This window comes from Micromonospora chokoriensis (genome assembly GCF_000718555.1).
GTDB lineage: Bacteria > Actinomycetota > Actinomycetes > Mycobacteriales > Micromonosporaceae > Micromonospora > Micromonospora chokoriensis_B.
On record NZ_JOAN01000002.1, the window covers coordinates 395,991 to 411,103 of the forward strand.

Annotated in this window: 4 protein-coding genes; all 4 read right to left on the bottom strand. The window is 74.3% G+C overall.

The genetic code is table 11. The features are described 5' to 3' along the window. Window positions 1-4: 4 nt before the first annotated feature. The 4 genes from IF46_RS35480 to IF46_RS32230 are packed head-to-tail and all read right to left on the bottom strand — an operon-like array spanning window position 5 to window position 14,947. A complete protein-coding gene (locus IF46_RS35480) occupies window positions 5-5,413 on the bottom strand; it encodes an SDR family oxidoreductase (RefSeq protein WP_030487111.1) in 5,409 nt (1,802 codons plus the stop codon). After that, complete coding sequence (locus IF46_RS0105140; RefSeq protein ID WP_030487112.1) at window positions 5,410-10,677, bottom strand: type I polyketide synthase; 5,268 nt, start codon at window positions 10,675-10,677, stop codon at window positions 5,410-5,412. The genes IF46_RS35480 and IF46_RS0105140 overlap by 4 nt, the downstream gene beginning before the upstream one ends. After that, window positions 10,674-11,816, bottom strand: a complete 1,143-nt coding sequence (locus IF46_RS33100) for a thioesterase domain-containing protein (RefSeq protein ID WP_051723662.1) — start codon at window positions 11,814-11,816, stop codon at window positions 10,674-10,676. Before IF46_RS33100 ends, IF46_RS0105140 begins: the two co-directional genes overlap by 4 nt. Then, window positions 11,813-14,947 (bottom strand): non-ribosomal peptide synthetase, encoded by a 3,135-nt coding sequence (locus tag IF46_RS32230; RefSeq protein ID WP_198041356.1) that lies wholly within the window; start codon window positions 14,945-14,947, stop codon window positions 11,813-11,815. The genes IF46_RS33100 and IF46_RS32230 overlap by 4 nt, the downstream gene beginning before the upstream one ends. Window positions 14,948-15,113: the final 166 nt, after the last annotated feature.

Genomic DNA, 15,113 nt, shown 5'->3' on the forward strand with positions numbered 1-15,113 from the left:
GTGCTCAGCCCTCCACCTGCTGCTGAAGCAGGACGGTGAGCTGCTTCAGCGTGGGCGCGTCGAAGAGCAACCCGATGTTGAGCTCGACGCCGAACACGTCGCGGACCCGCGACATCAACTCCACCGCGGACAGCGAGTTGCCGCCCAGCTCGAAGAAGTCGTCATCGACCGCGATGTCGTCGATGCCCAGCGTCTCGGCCCACAGCACGCGCAGCCGGTCGAGCATCGGGGCCTCGCCCGCGATCACCGGCACGGGTGGCGGAGCGGGCTCGGCCGCCCGCGCCACCGCAACGGGCTCGACCAGCGCCACGGGCGCCGGAGGGAAAGCCACCGGCGCGGCGGCAGCCGCGGGAGTCGCGGCGGGTGAGAAGCCGGTGCCGCCCGGCTCGCTGAGCGGCACCGGCCGGCCGTCGACGAACGGTCGCACCAGGACCCGCTCCGGGGTCGAGGCGCAGAGCAGGGTGAAGACGAGATCGACGCCGACTGCGGGCGGAATGCCGATGGCACCGCCCGGCCGCGGCTCGGCCTCGTGGACGACTGCCTCCGCCGCGACCTCGACCTCGTCCGCGCCGACCTCCTCGTCGCCCAGCGACGGTCCGTCCACCCGCCGCATCGTGAAGCCCTCGATGTGCACCAGGACCCGGCCGTCCGGGTCGAGCAGGTCGATGTCGGCGACGAGCAGCCCGTTGGCCACCTTCCGGCGGTGGATGTGCGAAATCAGCTCTGCGGGCAGCCAGCCGTGCACGACCATCCGGCGATAGAGGAACGGGACGTGGAACGGATCGGTGTCGTCGCGCGCGGTTCCGGTCGCGCAGTCGAGCAGCGCCGGGTGCAGCGGGTGCACGTCCAGGTCGGCTTCGAAGGCCGCTGGCAGCCGCATGGTGACGAGCCGCTCCTCGCCGCGGGCGAGCAGCTCGGTGATGCCGCGCCAGCGGGGGCCGAGCTGGAACAACCGGCCTGGCCCGCCAGTGTCCGGCAACGGCTGCGGCTCGGTGTCCTGGCGCAGCGCCTCAAGATCGGCCTTGTCGGCGGCCACCGCCTGCCGGGCGATCCGGCCGACGACGTGCCGCACCCAACCGGCGCCGGCCCGATCCGCCGGCCGGGACAGCACCGTCCACGAGTGCGCGTCGCCGTCGGCCACGAAGTCGACCCGGACCCGCCGGGCCGCCCTCGCGACGAGCGGGGCCGAGAACGCGACGTCCGAGATCACCACGGCCAGCGACTCGTCGTCGGCCGGCAGACGCTCGCGGAAGGCGCGCAGCATCAGGTCGAGACACGCGCTACCGGGCAGCAGCGGCCGTCCCTCGAGGCGGTGCTCGTCCAGGGCCCAGGTGCCGGCGTCGTCGAGAGTGGTCTCCCAGCGGACGACGCCCTCGGGCTCGGACGGGGGCGGCGGGGCGGCCGCCATGCCCACCTCCGCCCAGCTCGGGAAGCCGATGCTGAGCACCCGGCCGGCCGGTAGACCGGCGTCGCGTGCGTAGAGGTCGAGCACCGCGTTGGCTGCGGCGTAGTCACCGCTGCCGGCCAGCCCGTCGGCTGCGGCGCGGCTGGAGAAGAGCACGGCGAAGTCGAGCTCCGGGCGGCCGGCCAGGGCCTCGGCGAGGGCGTACGTGCCCTGCACCTTGGGCCGCAGCACCTCGGCCATCTGCTCGGGCCGGCGCACCTGCAGCATGCCGTCGCCGGCCACTCCGGCGAGGTGCAGCAGGCCGTTGACCGGGCCGAAGTGGGCGGTGACGACGTCGAGGGCCCGGCGTACCTGGCGCGGGTCGCCGACGTCGCAGCGCAGCAGCCGCACCTCGGCGCCGAGAGCCGTGGCGTCGGCCACCGCGGCCGGCTCCGCCCCCTGTTCCGGCACGTGCCGGCCCAGCAGCGCGATCCGCGGGCTCGTTCCGGTCGCGGCCAGCCCGCGCATCATCGCCAAGCCGAGACCGCCGAGCCCTCCGGTGATGACATAGACGCCCCGGTGCCGAACGACCGATTGCGGCCCGGGGGTGACCCAGAGCGGTTCTTCGCGCGGCACCCACCGACGCCGGCCGCGCAGCGCGACCACCAGGTCGTCGCCGGCCCGGTGCAGCTCGTCGCGCAGCTGCTCGACCGGGGTGTTGCCGGCGACGTCGATCAGCCGGCAGGACAGCCAGGGCACCTCCTTGGCGAGGCTCCGCACGAGCCCGTGCAGCGTCGCCTTCACCGGTTCGAGCGGGTCGGAACCGGAGACGTCCGCTGAGCCAGTCGCCACAGTCAGCAGTTCCGGCAGCTTGCCGGAGGCGCCGGTGCGCAGGCCGTGCCGGATGAGCGCGTGCAGGGTGTTGGCCGAGCGGTCGAGCTGCTCGCCGAGGGTGTCGCCGGAGACCGGCTCCCAGGTGGCGGCGGCGCTCGCGTGCACCAGCAGGTCGGGCCGGACCCCGCGGGCGGCGAGCTCGTCGAACATCCGGGCCACGTCGTCGGCGGAGCCGTCGCGCAGGCTGAACTCGTCATCGCGGGCGTGATAGTCGCTGCCCGGCCGGGCCCGCACGGTCCGCAGCCCAGCCTGGTGCAGGGCGAGCACGATGTCGAGCGCCCGGTTCTTGGCGGCCGGCAGCAGCACCACCGCGGTGCGGCCCCGGTTGTCGCCGGTCGCCGGGCTGCCCGGGGTGGGCCGCCATTCCACAGTGGAGAAGGGAGTGACCGGGGCCTGCGGCGATTGAACCACCGGCTCGGCCGACGCCGGCGCCGGCTCGGGGGCCAGCGGCGCGGCCTGCGGCGCCGGCGGGTCGATCCAATACCGCTTGCGGCGGTACGAATAACCGGGCACCGCCACCCGGCGGCGCATCGGTGCCTGACCGAGCGCCTCCCAGTCGATGTCGTGGCCCTCGGCCCACAGCTGGGCGGCGGCTTCGAGCATCGTGGTGGTGCCGTCCCCGTCGGTCCCGGCCGGCGGCAGCGTGGGCACGGCGGCGAAGGCGCCCTGACGTACCCGGGGGTGCCGGCGGGCGAGCCCGGTCAGCACCTGGCCCGGGCCGCTTTCCAGCAGCACCCCCGTGCCGGTCTCCAGCAGTCCGTCGAGGGCGGCTCCGAAGCGCACCGGGCCGACCAGTTGGCCGGCCCAGAAGGACGGGTCAGCGGCCTGCTCCGCGGTGAGCGGGCGGCCGGTGGCCGCGGAGTACACGGTGATCGCCGGGGCTGCCGGCGTGACATCGGCGAAGGCCTGCGCGAACGCGTTCGCGGCGTCGCCGAGCAGCGGCGTGTGGAAGGCGTCGGAGGTCTCCAGGCGCCGGGTGCGCAGACCTCGGTCGCCAAGCGTCGCGGCGGCGCGGTCCAGGGCGTCGTGCGGGCCGGCCAGCACCACCTGGTCGGGCCCGTTGACCACGGCGACCGTGACGCCGGCCGGCAGATCACCGACCTGCTCCTCGGCAGCGGCGACGGCGAGCATGCCGCCGCCAGCCGGGTGGTCGTGCATCGCCCGAGCCCGGGCGAGCACCAGTTTGGCGCCGTCGGCGGGTGTGAAGACGCCGGCGACGGTGGCGGCCACGAGCTCGCCGACGCTGTGCCCGAGCAGGGCGGCCGGCCGCACACCGGCGGACTGCCAGAAGTCGGCCAGCGCGGCCTCGACCGCGAACAGCAGGGGCTGGGCCTGCCGGGTGTCCGTGACGTCCAGGTCGGACTCGCCGAGCCAGCTGGCCCGCAGCTCACGGCCGGCATCGCCGAACAGGTCGAACCAGCCGTCCAGGGCTGCGGCGAAGGAGGGCACCGCGAGATGGAGGTCGTGCGCCATCCGGAGGTGCTGGGAGCCCTGGCCGGGGAGGAGCAGGCTGACCGGGCGCGCCGGGGCGGTGGTCGTGCGGCCGGTGTGGATCCGACGCGGGTTGGACTCGCGCAGCACGGTCGCGGCGTCGTGCGCGGAAGTGCACACGACGGCGGCCCGTACCGGGTGCCGGGCCCGCCCGTGCTGCAGGGTGGCCACCGCGTCCGCGAACAGCGCCTCGCCGCGTGCGGTGAAGTAGTGCGCGAGCGGTGCCCGAGCGGCTTCCTCCGCGTCGGCGGTCAGGCCCGACCACACGATGACGCGGGGCCGCTCGTCGTGCAGTTCGAACCGCTGTGCCGGCGGCTCCTCCAGGACGACGTGCACGTTGGAGCCGCCGATGCCCATTGAGCTGACCCCCGCCCGGCGCGGGCGCTGCGGGTCGCGCGGCCACGCGGTGAGGACGTCCTGCACCCGGAACGGGGTCTCCTCGATCTTCAGCCGCGGGTTGGGGGCGGTGAAGTTGATGCTCGGCGGCAGCTGCTCACGTTCCAGCGCCAGCACGGCCTTGACCAGCCCGGCAATCCCGGCCACCGGGCCGAGATGGCCGACGTTGCCCTTCACCGAGCCGAGCGCGCACCGACCCGCCGGCAGCGCGCCGCCGGCCAGCCGGGTGTACGCCTCGGTCAGCGCTGCCACCTCGATCGGGTCACCCAGCGCTGTGCCGGTGCCGTGCGCCTCGACGTACGAGATGTCCTCGGGGCGCAGCCCGGCGAGCGCCATCGCCTCCATGATCACCGCGGTCTGCCCGGCCTTGCTCGGCGCGCCGAAGCTGACCTTGTCTGCCCCGTCGTTGTTCAGCGCGATGCCGCGGATGACGGCACGCACCTGGTCGCCGGCCTCGATCGCGTCGTCCAGCCGCTTGACGATCACCGCGCAGGCGCCGCCGCCGAACACCGTGCCGCTGGCCGCCGCATCGAACGGCCGGCAGTGCCCATCGCGGGACCGCACGCCGCCCGGCGCCCACAGATAGCCGTGTCCATAGGGAAACTCGACGTCCGCGCCGCCCACCACAGCGACGTCGCAATCCCCGATGCGCAGCGACTGGCAGGCCAGGTGCAGCGCGACGAGGGTGCTCGAGCAGGCGGTCAGCACGGTCACGCTGGGTCCGCGCAGATCCAGCTTGTACGACGTGGTGGTGGCGACGTAGTCACCGTGGTTGAGCGTCACGACGCCGGACAGCGCCGAGTTCGCGATCTCCGGGTGCCGCAGCAGGTGCTGCTCGGCATAGTGCGCCGGCCCGGCAGAGGCGAACACACCGACTCCGTCGCGCAGGGTGCCCGGGTCATAGCCGGCGTTCTCGATCGCCGAGTGGGCCATCTCCAGGAACAGCCGGATCTGCGGGTCGCACATCTCGGCCTCGCGCGGCGTCATCCGGAACAGCTGCGCGTCGAAGTACTCGGCCTCGGGCATCATCGACGCGGTCTTCACATAGGCCGGGTCCGCGATCAGCTCCTCGGCGACGCCGCTGGCCCGCAACTCCTCGTCGGTGCGCTCGGTCACCGACTCCCGGCCGCGGACGAGGTTGAGCCAGAACTCCTCGACATCGCGGGCGCCAGGCACCTTGGCGGCCACCCCGACCACGGCGATCGCATCGTCCGAGTTCAGCACCGTCACCTCCTCCGAATCGGTCATCGCGCGCCCTGCCCGACCAGGACCGCGGCGAGTTCGCCGAGGGTCGGCGACTCGAACAGGGCCCCGATGCTCACCTCGATCGCGAACGTGTCGCGGATGCGGCCCACGAGCCCCACGCCCATCAGCGAGTCGCCGCCGAGGGCGAAGAAGTCGTCCTCGGGTTTGATCCCCGTTCGGCCGAGCACCTGCGTCCAGAGCTCGGCGAGCCGGTCCTGCACGTCGCCGCCGTCGGTTGCCGCCACGGTCGTGACCGCCGCCGCCACCGGCTCCGCCGCCACCGGGGCGGCCGGGACCGCGACGGCGGACACCAGCGGCTCATCCGGCGGCACGGGCCGTCCATCACGATGCGGCAGCACCGCCACCTGGGCCGGCCCGCCGCCGGCCAGCAGCCGCAGCAGCAGCCGCACGCCGTCGTCCGGGGACAGGCCCTCGCCGGACGGTGCCTCGGCGAGAGCCGAGGTGAAATCGGCGACCGGCGGTCGCAGCCGGAAGCCGACCACCTCGGTCACCACCGCGCCGTCGTCAGCGACGAGTTGCACGTCCGCGACGAGGTCCGCGCCGGGACGCTGCCGCAGCCGGCAGAACACCCGACCGGGCACCGGCGCCCACCAGGTCATCCGCTCGTAGTGAAAGGGCAGCAGCAGCTCGTCCGGCCGGCGGCGGCGCAGCAGCCCGGTGCCGACGTCCATCAGCGACGGATGCACCGCCCGCCCCGCGGCCTCGCCGCGGAACGGCTCGGACAGCTCCAGCTCGGCGACGATCGTGTCGGCGGACTCCCAGAGCCGGCGCACGCACCGCCACCGCGGGCCGAACACCATCGTGCCGCCCGGCTCCGGCAGCAGGGTCGGCGGCGTGGTCTCGGCCAGCCCGGCGGGCAGCTCGGCGACGTCCGCGACCGGCGCCGGCACGTCGGCCGGGGTAATCCGGAACGTGGTGTGCTCGTACTCGTCCACGTCGTCCCCGCGCACGTGCACACGCACCCGCCAGGCCCGGTCGCCGTCCGGCTCCACCGTGGTCCGCAGTCGCCGCGGGGCGTCCGCGACCAGCGGCCGCAGGAACATGACGTCGGTCAGCGTCACCGGGCCGGCGAGCTCGGGCACCATCTCCGGCAGGGCCCGCAGCACCAGGTCGAGGGTGCCGGTGCCGGGCATCACCGCGGCGTCCTTGATGCGATGCTCGTCGAGCTCCCAATGGGTGGCGGCCGCGACGACAGTTTCGTGGGTGAGCAGAGGGGCCGCCGCGGAGGTGGCTGCGCGCAGCCGGTCGGTGAGCCGTTCGACGACGCCGGTGGCGGCCATGCCGACCGTGGTCCAGGGCGGCCAGTCGATGCTGCGCCAGCCGGGTTGCTCGGCGCAGAAGGCGTCGAGGAAGGCATTCGCGGCGGCGTAGTCGCCGTTGCCGACCATGCCGGTCAGCGCGGCGCGGCTGGAGAAGCAGACCACGAAGTCGACCGGCGGGTGGCCGGCCAGCGCGGCGGCCAGCGCGAGCGTGCCGTGCACCTTGGGCCGCAGCACGTCGGCGGCGTCAGCCCGGTCGCGCATCTGCAGCATGCCGCCACCGGCCACCCCGGCCAGGTGCAGCACACCGCTGATCGGCCCGAGCGTCTCGGCGACCTCGTCCAACGCCTTGCGCAGCTGCGGCCCGTCGGCCACGTCGGCGGTCACCACCATCGCCTGGGCGCCCATGGCCCCGATCTCGGCGAGGTCGTCGGCGACGTCCCGGCCGGTACGGGAGAGCAGGGCCAGCCGCGGCCGGCGGCCCGTCGCGGCGAGACCCTTGGCCACGGCCAGACCCAGCCCGCCGAGGCCACCGGTGATCAGATAGACGCCACCGCGCCGGATCGCCGGCTCGTCCTCGGGCCCCGGCCCCGGCCACGGCCGCTGCACCGGCACCCAGCGGCGGCTGCCGCGCAGCGCGACGAGCCGCTCGGAGGCGCCGGAGAGCAGCTCGGCGACCAGCATGTCCTCGGCCCGCCCCGGCCCGGTGTCGATCACTCGGCAGCCCACTCCGACGGTCTCCATCGCATAGGTGCGGGCGGCTGCCACCAGCGCAGCCCGGCACGGGATCAGCGGCTCGCCGCCCGAGACGTCCACCGCGCCGTTGGTGAGCACAATCAGCTCGGGCAGCCGGCCGTTGACCGGCTCGCGCGCGGCGGTGCGCACCAGGTCCAGCAGGGCGAAGACGGTCAGGTCCAGCTCGTCGTCGACGGCGTCCCGGTCGGCGGCCGGTAGCCCGGCGCCCCAGGCGTGCACCAGGGTGGCCGGCGCCCGGCCGCTCGCGGTCAGCCGCTCCAGCACCCAGGCGAGGTCGTCGGCGAGGTGCCGGGGGCGCACCACGAACGCTCCGGCTCGCTCATCGCGCGCAGCGCCTGGGCGCACCCGGACCACGCGATGGCCGGCCTGCTGCAGCGCGGCGACGTAGGGCGTGGCAGCGGCCGGGTCGGCCGGAACCAGCGCCAGGGTGGTGCCGGTCGGCCGGGTCCGGCCGGCCGGCGGCGGGGTCTCGACCCAGCCGGGCACCGCGAATGGCCCGATCTCCGCCGGTTCCGGCTGTTCCGGTGGCAGAGCGGGTGCCGGCTCAGCCACGGAGGGCACCGCGGCGGCCGGGGCCGGATCAACCCAGTAGCGGGCGCGCTGGAACCGGTAGCCAGGCAGCGGGACACGTTGCGGGGCCTCGTCGCGGTAGACCCGCGGCCAGTCCACTGGTGCTCCGCTCAGCCACAGCTCGGCCAGACCGTCCAGAATGGTCCGCTCCTCCTGCCGCGGGTCCGGCTGGCTGCCCGGCCGGGGCAGCGACGCGAGGACCCGCCACGCGCCGGCGACCGCCGGGTGACGCTGGACCAGGCCGCTGAGCGTCCGGCCGGGGCCGACCTCGAGCACGAACCGCCCCTCGGTGCCGGCCACGGCAGCCTCCACGGCGTCGGCGAAGAGCACCGGCTCGGCGATCTGCCGGGCCCAGAAGGCCGGGTCGACGGCCTCGTCGTCGGTGAGCCGCCGCCCGGTCGCGGCGGAGAAGACCGGGATCGTCGGCGGGTGCAGCCGAACCCCCTCGAACGCGGCCAGGAACTCGTCGACCGCGGGCGTCATCGCCGGGCTGTGGAAGGCGTGCGAGGTGCGCAGCGGCTGGGTGGCGACGCCGGCCTCGGCGAACAGCGCGGCGGCCGCCGTCACCGCCTCGTCCGGACCGGCGACGACGACCTGCTCGGCGGCGTTGACCGCAGCCACCGTCACGCCCGGGTCGTCGCCCAGCAGGCTCCGCACCCGGCCGGGTGCGGCCGCCACGACCAGCATCGAGCCACGGGGCCGCGCCTGCATGGCCCGGCCGCGCGCGGCCACCAGCCGCAGCGCGTCCTCAAGCTCGAACACGCCTGCGACGGTGGCGGCGACGAGTTCGCCGACGCTGTGCCCGAGCAGTCCGGCGGGCCGGATGCCCCAGTCGGTCCACTGCCGCGCCAGCGCGTACTCGATGGTGAACAGCAGCGGCTGTACGTTCGCCGTCTCGTAGAGCGTGTCTCCGGGCTGCTCGTCCTGCCACAGCGGATAGAGGTCGAGGCCGTGCCGGTCGAGCACCTCCAGACAGGTGTCCACCGTCTCGGTGAAGACCCGGTGGTTGCCGACCAGCCCGGCCGCCATCCGCACGTGTTGCGCGGCCTGCCCCGGGAAGGTGAACAGCACGCCGGGCGGCTCGTCGCCGGAGACCTCGCCGGTGAGCACCTTTCCGTCGGCGGAGAGCTGCCGGGCGGCGTCGCGCGGGTCGATGCAGATCGCGGCCCCGCGCAGCGCGAACTCACCGCGGCTGTGCTGCAGGGTGGCCACCGCACCGGTGAACTCGTCGTCGCGGTTGGCGGCGAAGTAGTCGGCCAGGGCCTCTCGGTTGGCGGCGCGGGCGGCGGCGTCCCGGCCCGACCAGACCACGATCCGGGGGCGGAACAGGTGCGGGGTGTACACCGGCGCCGGGCCCTCCTCGAGCACCAGGTGGAAGTTGGTGCCACCGATGCCGAGCGAGGTCAGGCCGGCGCGTCGGACCCGGTTGGGCGTACGCGGCCAGGGGTTGATCGTGTCGTTGACGCGCAGCGGGCTGCGCTCGATCTCCAGCCGCGGATTGGCCCGGGTGACGTTGATGGTCGGCGGCAGTTGCTCGTTCTTCAGAGCGAGGAGCAGCTTGAGCAGGCCGGCCATGCCCGCGGCCGCCGCGGCGTGCCCGATGTTCGACTTCACCGAGCCGACCGGGATCGCGCCGTCGTCGAGCCGGCCGTCGAGCCGGCGGTACGCCTCAGCCAGCGCCTTCACCTCGATCGGGTCGCCGAGCGGGGTGCCGGTGGCGTGCATCTCGACGCAGTCGATGTCGGCCGGGCCGAAGCCGGACAGCGCCATGCCGTCGACCACCGCGTTGGTCACCCCGCGCATGCTCGGCGCGCTGAAGCTGACCTTGTCCGAGCCGTCGTTGTTGGTGCCGATGCCCCGGATGATGCCCAGGATGTTGTCGCCGTCCGCGATCGAGTCGCCGAGCCGCTTGAGCATCACGGCGCCGGCCCCGCTGGTGAAGAGGGTGCCGGTGGCGGCCGCGTCGAAGGCTCGCACGATCCCGTCCGGCGAGCGCACGTCGCCGGGGCTCCAGCGATAGCCGACGTGATAGGGGATGACCGCGCACACCGCGCCGGCGATCGCCACGTCGCACTCGCCGATGTGCAGCGACCGGCAGCCCATCAGGATCGTGGCGAGCGAGCTGGAGCACGCGGTGAGCACGGCCATGCTCGGCCCACGGAAGTCGAACTTGTAGGAGGCCAGCGTGGCCAGGTAGTCGACGTTGTTCAGCACGGCGAGCCCGAAGATGTCGGCGCTCAGGTTGTAATCCGGGTTGCCCAGCACGTTGTAGTCGCCGTAGCGGGCCGGCGCGGACGAGCCGTAGACGGCCACCTCGTGTCCGAGGGTGGACGGGTGATAGCCGGCGTTCTCGATCGCCTCGTAGGTCAGCTCGAGGAAGAGCCGCTGCTGCGGGTCGCAGACCGCGGCCTCGCGCGGCGTCATCCGGAAGAAGTCCGGGTCGAACTCGTCCAGGCCGGGCACCAGGCCGGCCCGCTTCACATAGGACGGGTCAGTGATCTGCTGGTGGGTAGCCCCGGCGGACAACAGCTCGTCGTCGCTCAGCGGCGAGATGCAGTCGCGGCCGGTGATCAGGTTGTCCCAGTACTCGTGCACGTCGCGGGCGCCGGGCAGCCTCGCGGCCATCCCGACGATGGCGATCGGCTCGAACAGACCACTCATCGTTGCTCACTCTCGCCGTGGAGTCGTCGGCGCATCTCGCGCCAGGTCTCGCCGGTCCGGCGGTGCTGGTCGACGCCGGCCGACGTACGCCCGGCGGCCAGGTGACGGCGCAGGGCGCGCAGGTTCGGGTACGCGAACATCGCGGTGACCGGAAACGGTTCGGTCATCCCCGCAGTGCTGCCGGCGTGCACCCGCACCAGGTCGGAGGAGCCCAGGCCGGCGTCGAAGAAGTTCTCGTCCTCGCCGAGCGGCCGCCCCACGGCGTCGCTCATCGCCCGCCGGATCGCCGCGAGCACGTCCCCGGCGGCGGCCGGAAGGTCCGTCCCGCCGTCCGGTGCGGCGGGCACGGTCGGGTCGGCGAGCCGCGCCGCGGGCCGCACCGGTGGAGCCTGCTCACCGGCGAGCCGGGCCGTGATGCAGGCCGCCACCCCGGCCGGGTCCTCGTCGATCAGCCAGTGGCCGGCGTTCAGCTCGCACAACGCGGGCCGCGTCCCGGTCTGCCGGCGCCAGCCGACGAGCGCGCCGGTGGTCAGCTCGGTGTCCTCGCGGCCGTAGAGCACGCTGACCGGCACGCCCAGCGGCGCGGCCCGGTCCGGCCTGTACCCGGCGTAGAGCGCGAAGTCGGCCCGGATCGCGTCCTCCAGCATCGGGCGCAGGTCGCGGCGCTCGGCCAGCTCCGGCGCGACGCCGCCCTGGGCGAGCACCACGTCCCAGAACCGATCGCTCGGCAGGGTGTGCAGGCGGCGGGGAATGCCCGCGACGTCCGGTGCGGCGTAGGAGCCGACGAACAGGTGCGTCGGCTTGCTGCGGCGGGCGGCCAGGAAGGCCAGCAGCGCGCCGCCGCAGAAGCCGAACAGCGCGTACTCCCCCGCTGTCGCGGTCAGGTCGGCGGCGATCTCGTCGAGCAACGGCTCGAGGTCGGTGCGCGGCGGCTCGGCAATACGGGCCTGACGGCCGGGCAGGTGCAACGCCCATGGCTCGACCGACGCGGGCAGCGCGGCGGCGAGCGCACCGAGCGCACCGGGTCCGCCGCCGGCATGGGGGAAGACGTACAGCCGGGTGGCGCCCTCCCGGGCCGGGCCCGGGCCGACGCGGATGAACCACCCGCCGGGGGTGGTCGCCGGCATGCTCTGGGTCACGGGCGGGACTCCTCGGCCAGACGGGCGGACAGCTGCCGCGGGGTCGGATGATCGAAGACCAGCCGGACCGCGACGTCGGCCCCGGCGATCTCGGCGGCCCGGGCGGCCAGCCGCACGGCCAGCAGCGAGTGCCCCCCGTGCAGGAAGAAGTGGTCGTGCTCGCCCAGCGCGGGCCGGCCCAGGATGTCGCGCCACAGGGTGACCAGGTTCGCGGTGAGCTCCGGGCTGCGGTCGGGGCCGCGGTCGGCTACGGCGGCGGTGGCCGGCCCGGTCACCTCCATCGCGGCCAGGGCGACCAGGTCGCGCTTGCCGTTCGGGCTCACCGGCAGAGCGGGCAGAACGGTGATGCGCGACGGCAGCGAATAGGAGGGCAGGGTGGCGCGCAGGTGAGGCCAGACCCGCTCGGGCAGGCCGTCCGCCCGGGTCGGGCCGGCGGCGGTGACGAAGGCGCGCAGCTCCGCTCCGGCCTGCGGGTCACCGACAACCACCACGGCTGCCTCCGCCACCTCGTCGTGGGCCTGCAGCACGGCCTCGATCTCGGGCAGCTCGATGCGGTGGCCGCGTAGCTTGACCTGCCGGTCGTTGCGGCCGAACAACTCCAGGAACCCATCGGCACGCCAGCGGGCCAGGTCGCCGGTGCGGTAGTACCGGTCCGCGCCGGCGCCGGGGAACCGCTCCGCGGTCAGCTCGGGTCGACCGACATATCCGGCGCTCACCCCGGTCCCGCCGATGCAGAGCTCGCCGAGCAGCCCGGGGGCCAGGTGGGCGCCGTGCTGGTCGGCGACGAACACGTGCGTGTTGGCGACCGGCCGGCCGATCGGCACCGGGCCGGTGACGTCGGCGTCGATCTCCACGGCGGTCGACCAGATGGTGGTCTCGGTGGGGCCGTAGACGTTGAGCAGGCGGCACCCGGTGGCCACCAGGTCCCGGGCGAGCTCGGCGGACATCGGCTCGCCGCCGCACAGCACTGTGCGGTCGCGCAGCTCGTCGCCGGTGACCTCGGCGACGGCGAGCCGCCAGAAGGTCGGGGTCGCCTGCACGACCGCGACGTCGTGCCGGACCACCAGGTCGAGCAGTTCACGCGGCCGGGTCTGGGTGGTGCGACCGGCGGCTACGACCGGGCCGCCGAGGCTCAGCGGCAGGAAGACTTCGAGGGCGGAGATGTCGAAGGCCGTGGTCGTCGACCACAGCACCGGGTCGGCGCCGGTGACGCCGAGCCGGTCGGCGAAGTCGGCCACGAGATTGGCCAGGTTGCGATGGGTGACGACCACGCCGCGCGGCTGTCCGGTCGAGCCGGAGGTGTAGATGACGTAGGCCGGATCGTCCACATCGCACGTCATCAGCTCGATCGGGTCGCCGGCGCTCAGGTCCGCCTCGGTGAGCACGGTGATCCCGCCGGGGAGGTCGGCGCCGGACTCGATGATCAGCACCCGCGCGCCCGCGTCGGTCAGTTGGGCCATCATGCGCGCCTCCGGCTGACCGACGGCGATCGGCTGATAGCAGGCGCCCGCCCCCCACACGCCAAGCATCGCTGCGGCCATCGTGAAGCCGCGCGGAAGGACGACGCCGACGATGTCGCCGGGGCCAACGCCCGCCTCGCGCAGCCGGCCCGAGATTCGTCCCGCGGCCTCCCGAAGCTCACCGTACGAATGCTCCCGGCCGTCCTCGATCAGCGCCGTCGCCGCCGGGTTCCGCTCGGCGTGCCCGATGAACCGCCGCGCCACGGACGTGTCGCCGAACCCGGGCCGCAGCGTGTCGTTGGCGGCGGCCAGCAGGCGCTCCTCCGCGTCGGTGGTCATCGCCAGCTCGCGGACCGGCCGGTGCGGGTCGGCCGACGCCCGGCGGATCAGCGCCGCCATCCGCTCCACCAGTGCTGCTATCTCCGCGCGGTCGTGCACGTCGGTGCCGTACGTCGTGATCGTCTCCGGAATCTCCCCGCCGCCGATCACCACGAGCTGGATGTCGAGCTGGGTCGCCGCCCGCAGCAGCGGGACGGCCCGCAGCCGCTCCCCTGCGAGGCTCACGTTCGTGTCGTCCCAGGGCCGGTAGTTGTACATGTAGCGAAACAGCGGTACCCGCCAGTCCCCGGATCGGTGCCCGACCTCGGCGAGCAGGTCCTCGGTGGAGGCGGAGGCGTGCTGTGCGCCAGCCAGGAAGGCGTCGCGCACCCGCCGGGCCAGCGCCGCAAAGCCCTCGTCCGGATCGATGACGACCCGCAGCGGCATGGTGCTGACCCGGAAACCAACCCCCTCGGCCTCGCGGTCGCGGCCACCCGTGATGGGCACCCCCACCACCAGGTCGGTCCCGGCCCCATGCCGGAACAGGGTCAGATAGAACGCGGTGAGCAGCACCAGGTTTTCGGTGGTGCCGAGCGCGCTGCGCAGGGCTGCGACGGCGGCCATGGTCGACGGCGCGGGCGTGTCGATCAGCGTCTCGCCGGCGAAGGTGGGCAGCGCCGGGCTGGGCCGTGCGCTGGGCAGCACAGCCGCGCCGGCGTCGTAGCCGCGCAGGTGTTCCCGCCAGAACGCGACATCCTCCGCGCGCGGCGCGGCGTCGGCGACCGCGGGAACCTCGCCGGTTAGGTCTGCCGGCAGGCTGTCGCGCGCCGCGAACACGTCGTACGCCCGGGCCAGCTCGTCGACCAGCCGGGCCATCGACGCGCCATCCACGGCGATGTGGTGCACCACCAGCAGCAGCACACTGCCGCCCTCGGCCAGCTGCACGAGGACCAGCCGCACGGGCAGGTCCGTGCCGAGGTCGAAGGGCCGGGCGGCGGCCGCGTCGAGCCGGTCGGTCAGGTCGTCCTCGGTGGCCGCCTCGACGTCGACGGTGAGCCGCAGGTCGGTCGGGGCGGTGACGTGCCGCACCGGCACGCCCGCCGCGACCGGGAACCGGGTGCGCAGCGCCGGATGACGGGCGGCGAGGTGGTTGATCGCGGCGTCCAGCGGCCACCAGCGCAGCGTCTGGCTGCTGCGCAGGGCGATGCTGAGGTTGGCGACGGCCGATTCCGGCGCGAGCTGCTGCAGCATCCAGACCGCGTGCTGGCGCGGGCCAAGCGGGGTCGGCGGCTCGGCGGCTGGCGGCCGGCCGGGATGGGGCACCGACAGGATGTGACCTCCGGGAACGGGCATGCCGATGATTACCCCCTCGCCTTCGAGTCCTGCCGCACCGACGCTACGGGCGTGGTCCGAAGGGTGTCGTGTCGCCGGAACCGGCGACCCGTCGACTCGCCCGGCACGTGGGCCACGGTTTCCGGTGACACGACGGGCGATCGCGCGGTTCGTAGTGTCGGCCCCA

What these genes read in the sequence shown, in the direction of transcription:
- IF46_RS32230 (WP_198041356.1), bottom strand. Translation starts at nt 14,947, where the DNA reads ATGCCCGTTCCCGGAGGTCACATCCTGTCGGTGCCCCATCCCGGCCGG.
- IF46_RS0105140 (WP_030487112.1), bottom strand. Translation starts at nt 10,677, where the DNA reads ATGAGTGGTCTGTTCGAGCCGATCGCCATCGTCGGGATGGCCGCGAGG.
- IF46_RS35480 (WP_030487111.1), bottom strand. Translation starts at nt 5,413, where the DNA reads ATGACCGATTCGGAGGAGGTGACGGTGCTGAACTCGGACGATGCGATC.